Source organism: Streptomyces sp. NPDC058289 (genome assembly GCF_042880975.1).
Lineage (GTDB): Bacteria > Actinomycetota > Actinomycetes > Streptomycetales > Streptomycetaceae > Streptomyces > Streptomyces stoeckheimensis.
The window spans coordinates 19,655-38,486 of record NZ_JBHVYI010000003.1; the positions used below are offsets into that span (position 1 = coordinate 19,655).

Genomic DNA, 18,832 nt, shown 5'->3' on the forward strand with positions numbered 1-18,832 from the left:
GTCAGACCAGCACCTTCGCACGTCGCATGGTGTCGATCAGCTTCGCGACGTCGCCGGGGATCCGGTCGGCCGCCTCCGGGTGACGTGCGCACAGTTCGTCCACGACCTCGTCCTGGGTGCGTCCCGCGGCGAGCATTTCGAACACGGACGTCCCCATCGGGTTGATGCGGAAGTACGTGCCGGACTTCTTGTCCAGGAGGACGGCGGCGTCCTCGGTCTTGGTGAGTACGACGTGAGGGGAGATCTTCAGCATGGTGAGGCCAGTCGTCGGTTCGTGAGGGGGCGTTCGGGCGCCGCCGGTGCGGGGTTCCCCGCGACGGCCTGCATCCAGGCCTCCGCGGCGACGGTCAGCTCCAGCGCGTTGGTCTCGTACTCGGGGCGCATCGTGTCCCGCAGGGCGGCGCGCAGCCGGTCGATGTCCACCAGGCCGTGCTCGGCGAGCAGCGAGTCCTCGAACAGGCCGAGGAGCGAGCGGCGGTTGCGGGCCAGCCCGCGGTGCACCGACATGCTGAACTCGCCCTTGGTGGAGCGGGAGAGCGCGCCCGCCCGGGAACCCGGCGTCGCGTCCACCCGCATGGCGGACTTCAGGACCGGCTTGAATCCGGTGCCCGGCAGGGCCTCGCCGCGCGATACCGCCAGGGCGGCCTCCAGTACCGCGTCGTCCATGTACGGCAGCGACAGGGTGATTCCCTGGTGCTCCATCAGGGCGCGCAGCGGGCCGAGGCGTTGGCCGCCGACGCGGTGTCCCGCGATGCTGGTGTGCACCGATCGGGTGTCGGCCTGCGGGGTGCGGCGGGCATCGCCGGCGGCGGCGACCGCGCGCACGGCCTCGACGTTGGCGGGTGTCGACCACGGGGTCACGCGGACCTGCGGGCCCCAGCTCAGACCGGGTCCGAAGACATCCGGCCGGGGCAGGTGCAGACTGTGCAACTGCTCCTCGAACCAGCCCTGGTACGTCTGCTGCCGGGCGAGCCCGCGCAGGACGGAGGGCATGCTCCAGCGCCGCAGCCGGGCGAGGTCGCGGATGCCGCGCACGGCGCGCAGGGGTGCACGGGCGTAGAGGTCGGCGAAGTGGGACGGCGCGATGGTGAACAGCTCGTCCCCGCCGAATCCGCCGATGTGGACGTCGGATCCGGTGGCGGCGAAGATCCTGGACATCGCGGTCTTCCGCGCCCGGTTCCGGATGAGGGTGTACGGCTCGCCCAGCCCGTACGGAACGTCCTGGACGAGCCCGCGGCCGGATTCCCAGATGCCGTCGTACGGGCCCGGGACGTCCTCGGGGCCGAGGACGGTCAGGTCCCGGTCGATCTCCCGGGCGGCGATCGCCGCCCAGTGGGCGTCGTCGTGGTTGGGGTCGACGGTCTGCTCGACGAACGACCGGAAGGGGGCGCCCTGGCCCGCCAGGAGGAAGCACAGGGAGGTCGAGTCCATGCCGCCCGACAGGTCCGCGGAGAGGCCGCCGGCCGTGGCGATCCGCACGGCGACCGCCTCCTCCAGCGCGGCCCGCACCTTCGGAGCGCCGTCGGCGAGCGACAGCGTCGGCTCCGGGGGAGTCCACCAGGTGGTGGACTCGACCCGGTCGGCGGTCATGCGCAGCCTCTGGTCGGCGGGGAGCCGGCGGACCCCGTGCCAGTAGGTGCCGTGGGTCAGCCCGTAGTCGAATCCGGGGTGCAACATCCCCCAGGCGACCATCTCGATGCGCGGGGTGGCGCCGCTGAGCCGGGCCAGTGGTTCGACCGAGTCGGACGCGGCGTACGAGCCGTCCTGGCGACGGGCGTAGAACACCTGGCGCAGGCCGGACGCGCTCCCCTGGACGTAGGTGGAGCGGCCGTCGGTGTAGAGGATGTGGAAGCTGCCGGCGATCTCGTGCGCGGCGGCCATCAGGCCGGCGGCTTCGTCGTGCTGTGCCAGCAGGCGGGCCAGACGCCCCGCGTCGATGCTCGTCTCGCCGAACAGCGCGAGGCGTCTGGCGCCGGCTTCCGCGGCAATCAGGCGGGCATGGGAGCGGTCTGCGACCACCCACGTCCGGCCCGAGGCGTACGTCAGCACTTCGGTTTTCTCAGTCGGCCCGGCGGAGACCGGAAATGCGTCATCGACGCTCGAAGGGAAAGCGATGAACCATGACGCACTCAAGGAATCCCCCTAGCCAACTGAATTTGCGCACGGCGATTAGATGATCGCGGTGCCCTCACCGTCGTTGCTGGCCCAGCCGTACCACATCGTGAGCTCGGAGAACTCGCCGATGGGCAGCATTTCGGGCGCCTCGTATTCGACAACCTCGTGGTCGTTCATTTGTGTCACCCCCTTCCGTTCGATTGATCAACAACCTAACAAGCGGGAGTGGGGATTCGCGAGACGGTACTTTCGACACAGTCGCCCGTGATGGCCGAAAGCCACGGCCCGGACGAATGGGAATCTTCAATTCCGATTGCCGCGGGTACGTGGCATATGCACTGGTCTCCCGGCGGGTCAGGCGTGCGTCGCGGCGCCCCGCGCGCGCGGCAGCGGTGCACCGCTGAGCGGACTCGAATGGCCGGAACAGGCCCTCTTGACTGTGAAGTGCACCTGGAGTACTCCGGTCCACACGAGCGCCGAGCCCAGCAGATGGAGCATCACGAGGAGCGAGGGCAGGGCCGTCACCGACTGCACCAGCCCCACGAGGCCCTGGCCCAGGAGCACGGCCAGGAAGGCGACCGCCTTGCGGCGCGCTTCGCCGAAGCCGTCCTTGGGCAGGGCGGAGAGCAGGGCTCCGGCCAAGACCAGGACCGTCGCGGCCAGCAGACCGTGGACGACCGTCACGGCCGTCCAGTTGAAGGGCATCCGCGCCACGTCCGAGGAATCGCCCGCGTGCGGACCCGAGCCGGTGGCGAGCGTGCCCACGAAGACCAGCAGGGCCGTCACCGCGACCAAGGCCACAGACAGCGACCGGACCCGCGCGACGGGCGGGGCGCCGTCGGCATCGGCACTGGCGTCGGCACCGGGGCCGTCACCGGTGCCGGCATCGTCACCGGTGCCGGCATCGGCATACGCCGCGTGCCAGGTGTACACCGCGGCGGTGAGCAGCAGCGTGGCGGCGAGGAAGTGAGCGGCAACGATGTACGGGCTGAGCCGCATCCATACGGTCACGCCGCCGACTACCGCGTTGAGCACGACGATCCAGAACTGCGCCCAGCCTCCGCGCAGAACCGAAGGCATGGGCTTTTCCTGGAGGCGCGCGGTAATGATGACCCAGCCGACCACTGCGCACAGCGCCCCGGTCAGGAGTCGGTTTCCGAATTCGATGGCGCCGTGCACCCCCATTTCTGCGGTGGGGGCCAGCGTTTCTCCCGTACACATGGGCCAATCGGTACAGCCGAGACCGGATCCGGTGACGCGGACGATTCCACCGGTCACGATAATCGCGATACTTGCGACGACCGAACCCAGTGCGGCCACTCTGACGCTTCTCGCTCCGAGTGTGTACCTGTCGGCAAGCCATGAGAGGGGAGTGCGCACGATCAGCCTTTCCTTAAGTCGCTTTTACGCGCCGTGGGGCGGGACCTCAGCGTACGCCGCGCGTTTACCCCGGCCTGACGGGGCGTCGCACACTCAAGGGGGCGACGGACCCGCGTGTTCCGGGTCTCCGTCCACGCCGGCTCGGCGCGGTGGCTCCGGATGCCGCGGGCCTTCCTCAGACCACGGAGAGCAGGTCCACCACGAAGACGAGCGTGGAACCCGCCGGGATCAACGGCGAGGGCGACTGGTTCCCGTAGCCGAGGCGCGGGGGGACGATGATCTCGCGCCGACCGCCGACCTTCATCCCCCGGATTCCCCGGTCCCAGCCCTTGATGGCCCTGCCGCCACCCACGGCGAACTTGAACGGCTCGCCCCGGTCCCAGGAGGCGTCGAACTCCCTCCCGGACGCGAAGGTGACCCCGACGTAATGAACCCGGACGACCCGGCCCGGCTTCGCCTCGGCCCCGTCCCCGACGACGATGTCCCGGACGGTCAGCTCCTGGGGGGCCTCACCCGCCGGAAGCTCGATCTCGGGCTTCGTCAGTTCACTCATCGCACCCTCATCACTCTGGTCCATCCACACGGCAGCCGATCACGTTACCCCGTCAGTCGGTCAGGCCGGCGTCGTGCACGAGGAGGCCAATTGGGTCCGGTCGTTCAGGTCGAGCTTGGTCGGCATCGAGGAGACGAGGGCCGAGATCGCCATCGAGGGCACACGCGTACGCGCACGCTGACCCAGGCTCCGCGGCGCCGCCAAGGGCCTCTACGGGGCGCGGTGGACGCGGGCGAGGACGAGAACCGTGTCGTCGGCCGGCGGACTGGGCAGCAGGCTCCCGAGGATGTGGTCCGCCATCGCTTCCAATGGCCCCGGAGCTCCGGCCAGTTCGGTACGCAGTGCCCCCAGACCGGCCTCGATGTCCCGGCCGCGCGCCTCGATGAGGCCGTCGGTGTACAGGGCGAGGGTCGCGTTCGCGGGGAGTTCGATCTCGGTAGTCCGGAAGGGGAAGCCGCCGACGCCGAGGGGGACTCCCAGGACTTCGTCGATGGTCTCCACCGTGCCGTCCGGTCGGAGCATCAGGGGCGGGGGATGGCCGGCACTGGCGATGCGGGCGCGGCCGGTCTTCGGGTCGTAGACGATGTGCAGGCACGTCGCCAGCTCGATGCCGGCCTCCTGGGCGCACGCGTCGAGCTCGGTGAGCAGCTCGGCAGGCTCGCTGTCGTGCCTGGCCAGAGCCTTGGTGGTGATGCGGAGGCGGCCCATGGCTGCGGCGGCCGACACCCCGTGCCCCATCACGTCGCCCACCACGAGAACGACCCGGCCGTCCGGCAGATTGATCACGTCGTACCAGTCGCCGCCGACCTCGGTGATCCGGCTGCCGGGCACGTACCGGTGCGCCACGTCCACGTACGGGCTGGTCGCCAACGCGCTGGGCAGCAAGGCCCGCTGCAGTGTGAGGGCGATGTCCTGGACCCGGCTGTACAGGCGGGCGTTGTCCAGACAGATCGCAGCACGCGAGGCGAGCTCACTCGCAAGGCTGACGTCGTCCCGGGTGAAGGCCGGCCGGTCCCCGGACCGGCCGAACATGGCGATGCCCTGGACGGTGCCCCTGGCGATGAGCGGGGCGACGAGGACGCAGGCCAACCCGCTCTCGGCGAAGAGCCGTGCGCGCGACTCGATGAGGACGGTCCGGGCCAGGAACTCCTCGTTCACCACCGCGGAGATCGCACGACCGGTTCGCAGCATGTCGTGGATGACGGAGCCGGGCGGATACCGCACCGTCTCGACCCCGCTCACGAGTTCGGTGGCAGGCGGGGGCAAGATCGTTCCGGAGGCGATCCGACGGGTGACCAGCAATCTTGCCGGATCGAAGACCTCGTCCTCGTCCATCCACTCCACGACTTCGACCACGGCGCCGTCGCAGAAGTCCGGCATCGACGCGTCGATCAGCTCCTGGGCCGTGATGTTCACGTCCAGGGTGGTCCCGATGCGGGTGGAGGCCCCGTCCAGCAGGGCCAGTCGCCGTCGGCTGGCGGTGGCTTCCAGGATGGCCTGTTCCCGGTCCGTCACGTCCACCATCAGCCCGCCCACTCCGGGACGCGAGCCGACCGCCTGACTCAGGGGGAAGAAGCTCACCGACCGCACTTGGTCACGGTCCGGATGCCCGCGCGGGCGCAGCCCCACCAGCGTCCCCACGACCGGCGCTCCGCCCAGCGCGACGTTCCGGACCATGCGCTGGTACTCGCCGCCGTCGGACATGATCATGAATTCGTCCATGCGCCGGCCGAGGTGCGCCTCGATCGGAAGGCCGTCCATATCGGCGAGCGCCTGGTTGAGGTGGACGTACCGGAGGTCCGGGTCGAGCATGACCAGACCGATGGGGCAGGTCTCGAAGAGTGCGTCGAGGAACGCGAGGTTGGTCTTGACCCGGTCGAGCTCGTCGCTGCGGCTCGCCAGGACCATCACGACCGAACGCCCTCCGGCTCCGGTCACGGAGAAGGCCCGGAAACCGCACTCGAAGGTCGCGCCGTCGTGATGCCGTGCCGTCAGCCGGCCCCTCCAGTACCCCAGGGTCCGGCCTTGCTCCGTCAGCCGGGCGCAAGACTCGGAGGCGCCCCGGAGCCCGTCGGCGAAGAGGACGGCGCCCGGCTCGGACAGGACGGCGGTGGAGTCGTACCCGAAGAGTTCCCGCGCGCCGGGCCCCCAGTAACAGACGAGATCGCCGGCATCGACGCCGAAGACGGCCACGGGCACGTGCTCCAGCAGCGTCCCAGGCTCGGACCAGAACGGGCCGTGAGTCTCCTCGCCCCCCGGCAGAGCCGATGGCACGAGACGTCCCCTTCCACCCGCCGTTCCATCCATTATGCGTGCCCCACCGGCGGTGCGCGGGGGGAAGCGTGCCGCGCCCGACCGCGATCCGGAACCCGCTGGAAGCGCGGACATACGTACCGTCACCCTGACGCGCCTAGAGCCTGTCCTCCCGAGGCGCCTCGCAGGTCACCTGAACCGGGCGTCCCGGTCGAAGGTGCCGCATGCGGTTGCCCGACGGTGCGCGGCACGGATCAGGACGGTGACGAGAGCGGCCAGGTCGAGAGCGCCGTCAGGGTCGTCCGCGTAGCGGGTGGTCCGCAGCGGCCCCACTTCGTCCAGGCGTACTCCTTCCCTCTCCAGGACGTGGGCGAGGACCAGCAGTGCCAGGCGTGCGTTGCCGTCCGGGTAGGGATGGAAGAAGGCGATGTCGAGGTATGCCCTGGCCGCGCGGGCCGTCAGGGGAATCGACGGGTCGGCGCTCTGGTGCAGGCGGGCGGCGAAGTCCTGCCACGTGTGGGGCGTGAGGCCGTAGCGCTCCCGGCCGCCCTTGGCGAAGGCGTCGCCCTCACGCAGACCCACCTCCTTCACGCCGAGGACCAGCTTCTGCCAGTCGGCGAGAAGGGTCGGTGTGAGCGGCTCTCCCCGTGAGGCCGCGACGCGGGACAGGGTCATCGCAGCGAGCAGCCGGTCGGCGCGACGCGGGTCGCGAAGCCGGACCGGACCGTCGAACCAGGCGGCGAGCCCGTCGACGGCCGGGCGCGCCGGAGCGGGGCCCACGCTCGCCGCCGAGCGCCAGTCGACCTGCTCCCTGACCCTGCACCACGCGGCCAGCGCGTCATCGCTCACGATAGAACCCGCGGCCGGTCAGGTGAATCGCCAGGTCCTCTCCCACCGTGTCGAGCAGGGTCGGGGCGGGCGCGGCGTGGCTCTTGAACCGGCCGCCGATGGCGGCGTCCACCGCCTTCTGCGCCTCTTCCGACCCCAGGCCGGTGGAGGTGAGGAACCAGGTCAGCGTCGTCTCGCAGAGCCTGTACCAGGACGACTCGGCGTGGGTGCTGTTGACGACCGCGGTGACCAGGCGGGTCACCGCGCGTTCCAGATGCCAGCTCCGGTCCTCGGTGTCCGCGTCGGGATTCGGTGCGAGCTGCTCGAACCGTTCGGCCATGTCCTCCAGCCAGTCACGCCACTCCAGCAGGCAGGTCACGACGCGTTCGGCGGTCTCCTGCGCCTCTCCGACCGAGTCCGAAGCACAGCACCAGGCCTCGACGGGACCACCGTTGTGGACCGAGTAGTCCCAACCGCAGGCCCACCGGCCGTAACGGGACACCAGGAGCGCAGTGACCTCGTCGGTGAATCGATAGCCCGCCATCCGGTCGGGATCAGCCGTCCGCGCGGCCTCGGAAGGCACCATCGGAACGACGAGCGCCGTCAGCCGTGCCGCCTCGTCGTCGCCCCGGCCGAAAGCGTTCCGGCCGGGGTCAACGGCGGTCCAGGGCAGCAGCCAGACTCGTTCACGGTCGATGGACGTGGCGTACCCCCGGAGTCGGACATGACGGAACAAGTGACCGATCATGCCGACCAGGTCGAGACCTGTCACTCCAATTTGTCGGCCCCGCTGCCTGGCTGCCCACACAGGGCGAACGCTGCTTGACGCGGCACTAGAAGAAGCCGAGCTTCTTCGGTGAGTAGCTGACCAGAAGGTTCTTCGTCTGCTGGTAGTGCTCCAGCATCATCTTGTGGGTCTCTCGGCCGATGCCCGACTGCTTGTAGCCGCCGAAAGCGGCATGGGCGGGGTAGGCGTGGTAGCAGTTCGTCCAGATGCGGCCCGCCTGGATCGCGCGGCCCGCGCGGTAGGCCGTGTTGATGTCGCGGGTCCAGACGCCGGCGCCCAGCCCGTACGCCGTGTCGTTCGCGATGCGCACCGCGTCGTCGAAGTCCTGGAACGAGGTCACCGACACGACCGGGCCGAAGATCTCCTCCTGGAAGATCCGCATGCGGTTGTCGCCCTCGAAGATGGTCGGCTGGACGTAGAAGCCGCCCGCCAGTTCGCCGCCGTGGTCGATGCGCCCGCCGCCGGTGAGGATCTTCGCGCCTTCCTGCTGGCCGATCTCCACGTAGGAGAGGACCTTCTTCAGCTGCTCCGCAGAGGCCTGCGCGCCGATCATCGTGTCCGTGTCCAACGGATGCCCGGGCACGATCAGTTCGGTGCGGGCCACGGCCGCGTCGAGGAAGTCGCCGTAACGGCCGCGCTCGATCAGGGCCCGGGAGGGGCTGGTGCACACCTCGCCCTGGTTGAGGGCGAACATGGTGAAGCCTTCGAGGGCCTTGTCCCGCAGGTCGTCGTCCGCGGTCCAGATGTCGTCGAAGAAGAGGTTGGGGCTCTTTCCGCCCAACTCCAGCGTGACCGGCTTGAGGTGCTCCGCCGCGTACTGCATGATCAGCCGCCCGGTGGAGGTCTCCCCGGTGAAGGCCACCTTCGCCACGCGCGGGCTGGACGCGAGCGGCTTGCCCGCTTCCTCGCCGAAGCCGTTGACGATGTTCACCACCCCCGGCGGCAGCAGGTCGCCGATCAGGCTCATCAGGTAGTGCACCGACACCGGGGTCTGCTCGGCCGGTTTCAGCACCACCGTGTTGCCCGCGGCCAGGGCCGGCGCCAGTTTCCACACGGCCATCAGGATGGGGAAGTTCCACGGGATGATCTGGGCGACCACCCCCAGCGGCTCGTGGAAGTGATAGGCCACCGTGTCCTCGTCGATCTGGCTGAGGGCCCCCTCCTGGGCGCGCAGCGCGCCCGCGAAGTAGCGGAACTGGTCGACGGCGAGGGGCATGTCGGCGGCCAGGGTCTCGCGGATCGGCTTGCCGTTCTCCCAGGTCTCCGCGACCGCGAGCGCCTCCAGGTTCTGCTCCATCCGGTCCGCGATGCGCAGCAGGATCGTGGAACGCTCGGTGATCGAGGTGCGTCCCCACGCGGGCGCGGCGGCGTGCGCCGCGTCCAGTGCGCGCTCGATGTCCTCGGCCGTACCGCGCGCAACCTCGGTGAAGGTCTCACCGGTCACGGGGGAGGGGTTGGCGAAGTACCGCCCGAGGGCGGGCTCGACGTACTCGCCGCCTATGAAGTGGCCGTAGCGGGACGCGTACGACATGAGCGCGCCTTCGGTACCGGGCGCAGCGTAACGGGCCATGGATGGACCTCCCCTTGCCGGGCGCCGGCCGCCATCGGCCGGTGCTCGCCGTGAGGCTAGGGGCGGGCAGGTTGCCGGTACGTTGCACGGCCGCGCGGTGAACGGGCCGCGGACGATGGTGCGGTGATGGTGGTGGTGGAGGAGGAGGTGGCGGTGGTGCCGCCGACGCGGGCGGTGGTGGTTGCGGTGATTCCCGTCGTGGTCCCTTCCGGGGCGGTGCGGCCCCGCCCGGCCGGCCCGGCGGTCGGCAACTCCCGCGGCAACGCCATGAGTTCCGCGTCGATGGCCCGTACGCGGGCCAGCGCGGCCGTCCGGTCCGCAGCCGGGAGTACGGCCGCCAGGGCCCGCCAGGCTTCGATGTCCTCCGCGCCCCACGGACTGCACACCCAGTCGGTCAGCAGACCCGGGTCGGCCCGCGCGATCACGGCGGCCCGTGCCTGCTCCTCGATGCGGCGCCGGAGCCGGACGATGCCGGGCGCCGTGGACGCGGGCAGCAGCGGGCCCGGGTAGCGGGCCAGCGCCGCCGAGACGGCGCCGGAGGCCAGGTTCCGGGTGACGGCGGTGAAGTCGGCCTCCAGCGGAGCGGCCGTGCGGTAGGGGCGGGAGAGCGGGGCCCGGGGGCCCAACAGGCCGCGCAGCCGTGACATTTCGGCGCGCAGGGTGACCGGTGACACCGACTCGTCCTCGTACAGGGCGATCGCCAGTTCCTCCCCCGACAAGCCCTCCGGATGGTGCGCGAGGAGCGCCATGATCTCGCTGTGCCGCCGCCCGAGCCGGACCTCGCGGCCGCCCCCGGTCAGCAGCGCCTCGTCGCGGCCGAGCGCGGTGAGGCAGTCCCCGGGTGCCGGGGGCGTGGGATCGAGCAGGGCCAGCCGGGCCTCGGCCGCGCACGCCACCGCCCGCACGAAGGCGAGGGAGTGGGGATGGGCCAGCCAGTCGCCCCCGGTGACGTCGACGGCGCCGAGCAGCCTTCGGGTGTGCGGATCGCGGACCGGAGCCGCCGCGCAGGTCCACGGGTGCACCCGACGGCTGAAGTGCTCGGCGCCGAAGACCTGGACCGGCTGCCCGACCGCCACCGCCGTGCCGGGGGCGTTGGTGCCCATCGCCGTCTCCGCCCAGTGGGCGCCCGGCACGAAGCCGAGGCCCTCCGCGCGCCGCATCGTGGCGGGTTCGCCCTCCACCCAGAGCAGGCTGCCCCGCGCATCGCACACCGCCAGCAGGTGGGCCCCGTCCGAGGCGAAGGCGCCCACGAGGTCCCGGAACAGCGGGAGCACCCTGGCCAAGGGGTGCTGCTCCCGGTAAGACCGCAGTTCCGCCCCGGCCAGCTCCAGTCGGGGCGTGCACTCCGGGCTGACCCGGGCCCGGGCGCAGCGGCGCCAGGACCTCGCGATGACCGCCCGCACCGGGGCCTCGACCCGCCCGTCCTGGGTGAACGCGGCGTGGGCCCGCCGTAGTTGCCGCGTCCGCTCGGCGGGGTCGGCCCCGCCCGGCAGAGCCACCGAAGGATCGTCCATGTCACCCTCTCGCGGTGCCTTGGTACCCGGAGCGCCCCATCGTCGTACCGGCCCGACGCCCCGACAAGCGGTACGTCGGCCAGTGCGGGATGCAGGTCGGCCGGTCCCCGTCGGTGCGCCCGCCGGGGCGGGTCCTCCTAGCCCTCCGGGTCCTCCGGGTCCAGCGCGGCCAGCGCCGCCGCCGGGTCCGTGGACGGCGGGCCCGCCGGGATCCAGTGGTCCGCCGCCCGGCGGTACGGCCACCAGCGGCCCTCGCGGCCCAGGCGGAGCTGGCGGTCACCGCCCGGCTCCGTCCAGCGGGACCGGATCCGGCGGAGCACCGGGGCGCAGGCGCCGGCGTCCCCACCATCCGCCCCGTCGGGCCAGGCCGCTGCCAGTGCGGCCCGGGCCCGGGTGAGCGACGCCCGGTCCGGGGTCCAGTCCTCCTCCAGCACCGCGACGGCCTGTGCCCCGCCGAAGCCCCAGGCGAGTACGGCCCGGTCCATGGCGGCCCGGTCCCTGTCGGAAGCCGCCGACAGGCGGGAGCGGACCCGAAGGTCGTGGGCCTCCGCCGTGAGCCGTACGGCGTCCTGCGCGGACGTGGGCTCGGGCTGCGGGGCGCACTCCGCGTGGGCCGGAGCGAGCGCTTCCGCGAGCAGCCGGTACGCCTGCGTCGCGGCCGCCTGCGCGAGGAACTCCACCCCGTCCACATCCAGGCCCGGCGGCTCCGTCCCCGACTCCGTGTCCAGCGTCGGCGGCTGGCCCGGCGCGTCCGGCAGCGCCGCGGGCGGAGGCAGCGGGGGCAGGGCGGAAGCCGCGGCGTACACCTCGGACGCGAGGACACCGATCTCACCGGCGGAATCCGGGGATCCCGCTTCCGCTTCCGCTTCCGCCGTGCTGCGCTCCTCCAGCTCGGCCACCAGGCCGGCCTCCGCCCGCCCGCGCAGCAGCAACAGCACGAAGGGGTCCTGGTCCAGCAGCCGGGCCACCTGGTAGCAGAGCGCCGCCGTGTGCGGGCAGTGGTCCCACGCCTCGCAGTCGCAGCGCGGGTCGAGGTCCCCTATTCCGGGCAGCAGTTCCACCCCGGCCGCCGCCGCGTCCTCGACGAGCTCCGGCGGGACCTCCCGGTCGAGCAGCGCCGCGATGTGCCCGGACTCTGCGGCCGCCAGCCCGAGCAGCCGGTCCCATTCCGCTTCCGTGAACTCCTGCACCAGCACGTCGGTCCGGTGCGCCGTCCCGTCCGGATCGCGCACCACGGCCGTCAGCCCGCCCGGCCGTACGGACACGGCCCCGACGGCGCCCGAACGCGCGTACCTCCGGCCCTGCTTGACCTGTTGACCGTCGAGCGCGCTGTCCTCCAGGGCGCGCAGCCAGGCATGTCCCCACCAGGTGTGGGCGAAGGCGCGGCCCGGGGTGGGCGCGAGGGGCGGGAAGGTCTTCTCGTACGGGTCCTTCGCGTTCATCCGTGTCACTCCCCGGAGGCGGTCGGGCGAAGCGCGACCAGTTCGGTCAGCTCCGCGTCGCTCAGTTCGGTCAGCGCGGCCTCGCCGCCCGCGAGCACGGAATCGGCCAGGGCCCGTTTGCGTTCGAGGAGTTCGGCGATGCGGTCCTCGACGGTGCCCTCGGCGATGATGCGGTGGACTTGGACGGGCTGGGTCTGGCCGATGCGGTAGGCGCGGTCGGTGGCCTGTTCCTCGACGGCCGGGTTCCACCAGCGGTCGTAGTGGATGACGTGCCCGGCGCGGGTGAGGTTGAGGCCGGTGCCCGCGGCCTTGAGGGAGAGCAGGAACACGGGGACCTCGCCGGCCTGGAAGCGGTCCACGAGCTCCTCGCGGCGGGGCACGGGCGTGCCCCCGTGCAGCAGTTGGGAGGCGATGCCGCGCGCCGTCAGGTGGCGTTCGATGATGCGGGCCATCGCCACGTACTGGGTGAAGACCAGGACCGAGCCGCCCTCGGCCAGGATCGTGTCGAGCAGCTCGTCGAGGAGCTCCAGCTTGCCGGAGGCCGGCCCGCCGGACTCCTTCGAGCCGCCGGGCTGCTCCTTCGTGTACTGGGCGGGGTGGTTGCAGATCTGCTTGAGCGAGGTGAGCAGTTTGACGACGAGCCCGCGGCGCTCCATCCCGTCTGCCGCGGCGATCGCGGCGAGGGTCTCGCGCACGACCGCCTCGTACAGGCCGGCCTGTTCACGGGTCAGGGACACGGCGTGGTCGGTCTCGGTCTTCGGCGGCAGCTCGGGCGCGATCCCGGGGTCGGACTTCTTGCGGCGGAGCAGGAACGGCCTGACGAGCGCCCCGAGCCGGGCCGCCGCCCGCGGGTCGCGGCCGCTTTCTACCGGCTCGGCGTAGCGCGTGCGGAAGGTGCCGAGGCGGCCGAGGAGGCCGGGCGTGGTCCAGTCGAGGACGGCCCACAGCTCGGACAGGTTGTTCTCGACCGGGGTACCCGTGAGGGCCACACGGGCGGCCGACGGGATGGTGCGCAGGGCCTTGGCGGTCGAGGAGCGCGGGTTCTTGACGTGCTGGGCCTCGTCCGCGACGACCATGCCCCAGCGCACGGCGGAGAGTCGGAGCGCGTCCAGGCGCATGGTGCCGTAGGTGGTGAGGACGAACCCCCCGGCGGGTTGGTCAGCTGCTCCTTCGAGGTCGCGGCCGGCACCGTGGAAGCGGCGCACCGGCGTGCCGGGGGCGAACTTCTCGATCTCGCGCTGCCAGTTGCCGAGCAGCGAGGCCGGGCAGACCACCAGCGTCGGGCCCTCGTGCCCGTGCTCCTGGCGGTGCAGGTGCAGGGCGATCAGCGTGACCGTCTTGCCGAGGCCCATGTCGTCGGCGAGGCAGGCGCCGAAGCCGAGCCCGGTGAGGCGGGCGAGCCAGCGCAGGCCGCGGAGCTGGTAGTCGCGCAGGGTGGCGCGGAGGGCGGCCGGGGCTTGTACGTCGGCCTGCGCATCGGAGTGCTCCGGGACGGGGTGCACGGGGGTGGTGTGCTCGGGGGCGCCGTGCCCGCGATCCGACTGCTCGGAGTCGGCCGTGAGGAGCGTGCGGAGCCGTTCCAGCGGACCGGTGGCCTCTACGTCGTACCGCGTGCCGTCGAGCTCCGCCGAGCCGGTCAGTACGGCTGCCAGCGCGTCGGCGGCCGTCACCTCGCGGTTCTCGCGGGCAAGGGCCCGGGCCCGGCGGGCCGCGGCCGGATCGATCAGGACCCACTGGTCGCGCAGCCGGACCAGGGGCCGCTTCGCCTCGGCTAGCCGGTCCAGTTCGTCGGCGGTCAGTTCGCCCTGGCCGCTCAACGTGTAGCGCCAGCCGACGGGATGCGCGGAGCTGGCCGAGAGCGGCCCCGGCAGGCCCGGCAGGCCTCGCAGGCCCGGCAGGCCCGGCAGGTCGGAGCCGGCGGCGGGCCGGCCCACGACGGCCCGCGCGGTGAGCGTACGGGCGAGCCCGCGCGGCCAGTGCACCTGCACCCCGTCGGCCGCCAGGGCGCCGGCGGCCTCCCCGAGCAGCTCCGCGACCTCCTCGTCGGCCAGGTTCACGGCGTCGGGGACGGCGGCGCCCAGCAGCGGTGCGAGCGGCGGCCACAGGCGGGCCGCGCGGCGCAGGGCCCGGAGGGCGTCCAGGCGGGCACCGGGCGGGAAGGCGGCCGCGGCGGGTCCGGACCCGGCCCAGACGTCGGCCGCGTCCGCGACGAGCGTGGCGTCGGCGAGGCCGTGCATCTGCAGGACGGCCCGGAAGGCGGCGGGTTGGACGTCCGGGTCCACCTCGATGCGGAGCGAGACGCGCACCCCGGCGTCGTGCCCGGCCGCGATCTCCGCGGCCCAGTCGCGCAGTTCGGGGTGGAGCTGCGGCGGGCGGGCGGCGTAGGCGGAGCCGCCGCCGGCGGCGGCGGGTGCGGCGGGGGAGCGGGGCAGGGTGTCGGCGACGGCGTCGAGGAAGGCGCGCAGCAGCGGCTCCGGTGCGGGCAGCCGCGGCGGGACGGCGAGGCCGCGATCCCCGGCGGTGCCGGTGCCGGTGCCGGTTTCGGTGCGGGTGCCGGCCGCCGTCCTGTCGTGGCCGCCGTCGCCGAGGTCGACCGGTACGCAGCGCGCGTCGGGCGGCATGGCCGCCGCCAGCTCCCGGACCTCCTCCAGGTCGGCGGCGTCCAGCGGCCCGAGCCGCCAGGCGTCGTACCCGGCGGGGCTTAGCCCGGGCAGCAGCAGCCCGCGGGCGGCGAAGCGCAGGGCCAGCAGGGTGGCGGCGCCCCAGAAGGGCGCGGCTCCGGCCGATGCGGCGGACCGGACCCGGGTGAGCAGCGGCAGGGCTTCGGCGAGGGGCAGGACGAGGGCCGGCACCGTGGTGCGCTGCAGGTCGGGCGTGACGATGGTGAGTTGCTCGGGGGTGCCCCGGCCGCCGAGGTGGAGGATTTCGTCCGGGTCGGGCCGCCAGAAGGCGATCCGGCCCTCGCGGGCCGGCTCGGCGGGGAGGAAGACGGCGGAGTAGGGGATGAGGCCGGAGATCGTTGGGAGCACGCATTCCTCAAACTTGACTACCGAATACGGAGTGGCCGAGGGTAACCCACCGGCGGCCGCCCCGGCCCGCGGCGACGCGGTGACCCGGGTCACGTCCTCGGCCGTTCGCGCGACCGTGCATGCGCGACCCTGCATGCGCGACCGTGCATGCGCGAGCGGCACGGACGCGAGCGGAACGGAAACGAGGAGGCGGGAACGCGGGGACCGGAGCGCGCGTTGTGTGGGGTAGTGGCCGACGGAGAAAGAGGGTGCCGCAGATGTCCACGAGCGGAAAGATCGCGGTTGCCGGTGTGGTGGCAGCCATCGTGCTGTTCTGGGCGGTCGGGTTCTGGGCCGGACTGCTGGTCCTGATCGGCGTCCCCGTGGCCGCCTACCTGCTGTTGGACTCCTCCCAGCGTCGTAGGCTGCGGGGTATGTCCAGGAAGCAGATCGGCCGCTGACGGCGGCAAGGGGGCCAACCATGAGCACGGCGGGCGCGGCGCGGGTCGCGGCGGTCAGCAGCAACGAGGTCTATTCGTTCACCAAGCCCACGCGCGAGAGCATCACGCTCCTCGAAGGGCTCGGGGTCGAGGGAGACGTCCACGCCGGAGTCACGGTCAAGCACCGTTCCCGTGTGGCCCAGGACCCCACGCAGCCGAACCTCCGGCAGGTGCACCTGATCCACCGGGAGCTCTTCGAGGAGGTGGCCGAGGCCGGTCACCAGGTCGAGCCGGGCCAGCTCGGGGAGAACGTCACCACCGAAGGCATGGACCTGCTCGCCCTGCCGACCGGCACGTTGTTGCGCCTCGGTGCGGACGCGGTGGTCGAGGTGACCGGGCTGCGCAACCCGTGCCTGCAGATCGACAACTTCCAGCACGGACTGCTCAAGCAGGTGGCGGGCAGGGACGACGAGGGCAACGTGCTCCGCAAGGCCGGAATCATGGGCGTGGTCCACCGGGGTGGCACCATCCAGCCCGGCGACACCATCGAGGTCACCCTCCCGCCGACTCCCCACATCCCCCTCGACCGAGTCTGACCCGCCGAGCCGAAGGCCCGGCCGCGCCGCGGTCCGGGCCGGGTCGGACCCGACCCGGGTCGGGTCCGCGCCATGTCGGTGCGGGCAGGTCCGCCGCTCCGTGGCATGCGCAGCGAGCGCCACCCGATCGCTCAGCCGATCCACGCTCGTAGACGCTCGCTGAGCACCACGTCATGGGGCAGCCGCTCCAGCTCGTGCGCGGGCACGTCCACTCCCTGCTCCCCGAGGACGCCGGCCAGGTAGCCCCAGTGTCCGGCGGCCATCTGTTCCTGCGTCATGCCGTCGAAGGGCTCGTCCGGCCCGACCACCGTCCGGGCCGTCTCCTCGATGTCCTCGGCGGAGGTCAGCGCACGGATGCCCGAAGGGCCCGAGCTGCTCCAGCCGCGATCGTCGAGCAACACCACGCTGCGGCCGTCCGCGAGGACGGCTTCCAGCCGTGCCGACACCGACAACTGCCGGGCGTTCGTCGCGTCGACGTGCAGATCGGTGTACGTGACCAAACGGGTCACCACGGTCATGCCGCACTCCTGTCGGCTCGCCCAACGCCAGGCCCTGTTCCCTGAGCTTCCCGCTACGGCCTGCCGCACGCGCTCACGGAATCTCGGACCCTACACGCGGAGCCCCGCCCCACCCCGCGCGACTCAGTAGTAGTCCCGCATCAGCTCCGTCGCCCACTCCGGCTGGCGGTGCTCGCCGCGCGGGCCGAATTCCGTCATGTACGGCTTGAGGTCGAGCACCGGCGTGCCCGCGACCGCGTCCAGCCCCTCCACGTGCAACTCCGGGCCGTCCGCCGCCAGTACGTCCACCTTCAGGACGCGACAGCGCGAGAGGCCCAGCCGGTTGGGCCGGTTCTTGCCGCGCTGGGCGAAGATGCCGACGAGCGGCCAGTCCGGATTGCCCCGCGGGCGCCGCGCACCCGTCTCGATCTTGTCCTGCGGAACCCGGTCGAAGTGGAAGACCACCTCGACGTGCGAGAAGTCCTCCAGCCCGTACAGGGCTTCCGGCCCGAACCGCTCCCGGTCCAGGCGGATCACCGCAGTCTCCCGCCCCCAGTCGTCGTCGACGACCGCCGAGCGGCCGCCCACCACCATGCCGACCGGGACCACTTCCACCGGATCCATCAGCGCATCCTCCCCCTCACGCCCAGCTCGCCCATCGGACACCCCGCGCGCGGCTCGCCCGCGCCGCGCACCGCGCCACACCGCACCCCGTCTCGGCCCCCGCCCGGCTCAGGCCGGCCGCACGGCCACCCGGTCCAGGGCCGCCAGCAGCTCCGACAGCTCCGGAAGCTCCCCCTGGGCCTCGTGCGGTACGGCCAGCACCTCGCTCGGCTCGTCGTCGAGCAGGACGAAGGCGGCCCCGCCGGTGCGGGCCACCAGCGACCACCCCGGCCCGTCGACGCGCAGCGTCCGCGCCTCGTCGCCCGCGAAGGACGACCGCACCCTGCCGGGTGGCGGCGGGCTCTGCGTGTACCCCAGGGCCTCTTCCAGGGCCCGCGCCAGCCCCGGGTGCGCGGCGGCCGCGGCCCCGCCGTCCGTGGCGACCCGCTCGCTCCAGTCGGCCCACTCCCGAGCGATCTGGTCGGCGCCCATCCGCCGCTGCACCGGACCCCAGGTCTCGGCCGACGGCGGGGCCAGCGGCACCCGCCCCGTGCCGTCGGCGCCCTGCTCGGGATCGTGCGGATCGGGGATCCCGGCCGTGGCCACCGCGAGCGCCAGCGGCCAGCCCGCCAGCGAAACCACGATGGACCGTTCGTCGGGGGACAGGTCGTACTCCATCCCGCAGTCCCACGAGGCGATGGCCATGGCCACGAGCGACACGTCGTCGACCACGACCGTCCAGCGCGCGCCCTCCTCGTCCTGCCCCAGCACCAGGCCGTACCCGGCGGCCGCCGGCGGCACGCCCAGCAGCGAGCAGGCCTCGGGGTAGTCGTCACCCAGGATGCTCGGGAACTGCGCGGGGGTCAGCAGCACGGCGGTCAGCACGTACAGCGACCCGCCGTCCTCCTCTTCGGACACGTGGCCTCCCGGTCGTTCTCTCGTCGGCGCACCCTAACCAGCGAGTAACCACCGCGTCGAGAGCTGGCGGGAGCCGATTTCCAAGCCCGTCACCTGCACGGAGCGTCCGCCACCCGCCACGGAAACGGCTCGGCGCCGCTGACGGCGTGCCGCGGGCGAGCTCGGTGCGCGGCCGGTGCGCCCCGGTGCATGGCCGGTGCCCGGCTCGGGCGGATGCCCCGTACGGCACCCGCTCCGGCCGGCCGGAGCGCAGGCTCAACCTCCGGGCCGGTCGGGACCGGCTCCGCGGGTTCCGGGCAAGTGGCCGACGTAGAGATTCGTTGGTCGT

General features: G+C 72.5%; 17 protein-coding genes. 2 read left to right on the forward strand and 15 right to left on the reverse strand.

Annotation, left to right across the window (positions count from 1 at the left end; genetic code table 11):
* Position 1 precedes the first annotated feature (1 nt).
* The 12 genes from ACFVX6_RS01960 to ACFVX6_RS02015 all read right to left on the reverse strand — a co-directional run bounded on the left by ACFVX6_RS01960 (position 2) and on the right by ACFVX6_RS02015 (position 15,471).
* A complete protein-coding gene (locus ACFVX6_RS01960) occupies positions 2-253 on the reverse strand; it encodes a lasso peptide biosynthesis PqqD family chaperone (protein WP_389686968.1) in 252 nt (83 codons plus the stop codon).
* A complete protein-coding gene (locus ACFVX6_RS01965) occupies positions 247-2,049 on the reverse strand; it encodes an asparagine synthase-related protein (RefSeq protein WP_389686970.1) in 1,803 nt (600 codons plus the stop codon). Before ACFVX6_RS01965 ends, ACFVX6_RS01960 begins: the two co-directional genes overlap by 7 nt.
* A gap of 120 nt (positions 2,050-2,169) precedes the next feature.
* Positions 2,170-2,292, reverse strand: coding sequence for a lasso RiPP family leader peptide-containing protein (locus ACFVX6_RS01970; RefSeq protein WP_133895650.1), 123 nt, complete (start codon positions 2,290-2,292; stop codon positions 2,170-2,172).
* 177 nt (positions 2,293-2,469) lie between these two features.
* Positions 2,470-3,495, reverse strand: coding sequence for a heme A synthase (locus tag ACFVX6_RS01975; protein WP_389686972.1), 1,026 nt, complete (start codon positions 3,493-3,495; stop codon positions 2,470-2,472).
* Positions 3,496-3,670: 175 nt separating this feature from the next.
* Positions 3,671-4,048 carry an FKBP-type peptidyl-prolyl cis-trans isomerase gene (locus ACFVX6_RS01980; RefSeq protein WP_389686974.1) on the reverse strand — a complete coding sequence of 126 codons (378 nt, stop codon included), beginning with the start codon at positions 4,046-4,048 and terminating at the stop codon, positions 3,671-3,673.
* 210 nt (positions 4,049-4,258) lie between these two features.
* The gene (locus ACFVX6_RS01985) at positions 4,259-6,322 is read right to left on the reverse strand and encodes a SpoIIE family protein phosphatase (RefSeq protein WP_389686976.1); all 2,064 of its coding nucleotides are present in this window, start codon (positions 6,320-6,322) and stop codon (positions 4,259-4,261) included.
* A 168-nt stretch (positions 6,323-6,490) separates the two neighbouring features.
* The gene (locus ACFVX6_RS01990) at positions 6,491-7,150 is read right to left on the reverse strand and encodes a Fic family protein (RefSeq protein WP_389686978.1); all 660 of its coding nucleotides are present in this window, start codon (positions 7,148-7,150) and stop codon (positions 6,491-6,493) included.
* A complete protein-coding gene (locus ACFVX6_RS01995) occupies positions 7,140-7,865 on the reverse strand; it encodes a hypothetical protein (protein ID WP_389686980.1) in 726 nt (241 codons plus the stop codon). Before ACFVX6_RS01995 ends, ACFVX6_RS01990 begins: the two co-directional genes overlap by 11 nt.
* Positions 7,866-7,962: 97 nt before the next feature.
* Positions 7,963-9,486, reverse strand: a complete 1,524-nt coding sequence (locus ACFVX6_RS02000; RefSeq protein ID WP_389686982.1) for an aldehyde dehydrogenase family protein — start codon at positions 9,484-9,486, stop codon at positions 7,963-7,965.
* Between the two features lie 56 nt (positions 9,487-9,542).
* Positions 9,543-11,000, reverse strand: coding sequence for a transcriptional regulator (locus ACFVX6_RS02005; protein ID WP_389686984.1), 1,458 nt, complete (start codon positions 10,998-11,000; stop codon positions 9,543-9,545).
* Positions 11,001-11,137: 137 nt separating this feature from the next.
* On the reverse strand, positions 11,138-12,442 hold the full coding sequence (locus ACFVX6_RS02010) for an SWF or SNF family helicase (protein ID WP_389686986.1): 1,305 nt from the start codon (positions 12,440-12,442) through the stop codon (positions 11,138-11,140).
* A 5-nt stretch (positions 12,443-12,447) separates the two neighbouring features.
* Positions 12,448-15,471, reverse strand: coding sequence for a DEAD/DEAH box helicase (locus ACFVX6_RS02015; protein WP_389686988.1), 3,024 nt, complete (start codon positions 15,469-15,471; stop codon positions 12,448-12,450).
* A gap of 257 nt (positions 15,472-15,728) precedes the next feature.
* Between ACFVX6_RS02015 and ACFVX6_RS02020 the strand changes: the two genes are divergently transcribed.
* Together ACFVX6_RS02020 and ACFVX6_RS02025 are read left to right on the forward strand one after the other, a co-directional pair.
* Positions 15,729-15,911 (forward strand): hypothetical protein, encoded by a 183-nt coding sequence (locus ACFVX6_RS02020; RefSeq protein ID WP_356511238.1) that lies wholly within the window; start codon positions 15,729-15,731, stop codon positions 15,909-15,911.
* A gap of 20 nt (positions 15,912-15,931) precedes the next feature.
* Positions 15,932-16,486 (forward strand): MOSC domain-containing protein, encoded by a 555-nt coding sequence (locus ACFVX6_RS02025; RefSeq protein ID WP_389686990.1) that lies wholly within the window; start codon positions 15,932-15,934, stop codon positions 16,484-16,486.
* A 131-nt stretch (positions 16,487-16,617) separates the two neighbouring features.
* Here ACFVX6_RS02025 and ACFVX6_RS02030 read toward each other — a convergent pair whose 3' ends face one another.
* The 3 genes from ACFVX6_RS02030 to ACFVX6_RS02040 all read right to left on the reverse strand — a co-directional run bounded on the left by ACFVX6_RS02030 (position 16,618) and on the right by ACFVX6_RS02040 (position 18,504).
* A complete protein-coding gene (locus tag ACFVX6_RS02030; protein WP_389686992.1) occupies positions 16,618-17,004 on the reverse strand; it encodes a hypothetical protein in 387 nt (128 codons plus the stop codon).
* Positions 17,005-17,127: 123 nt separating this feature from the next.
* Positions 17,128-17,607: an SAM-dependent methyltransferase gene (locus ACFVX6_RS02035; RefSeq protein ID WP_389686994.1), complete on the reverse strand. Its 480-nt coding sequence runs from the start codon at positions 17,605-17,607 to the stop codon at positions 17,128-17,130.
* 108 nt (positions 17,608-17,715) lie between these two features.
* Positions 17,716-18,504, reverse strand: a complete 789-nt coding sequence (locus ACFVX6_RS02040; RefSeq protein ID WP_389686996.1) for a hypothetical protein — start codon at positions 18,502-18,504, stop codon at positions 17,716-17,718.
* Positions 18,505-18,832 lie beyond the last annotated feature (328 nt).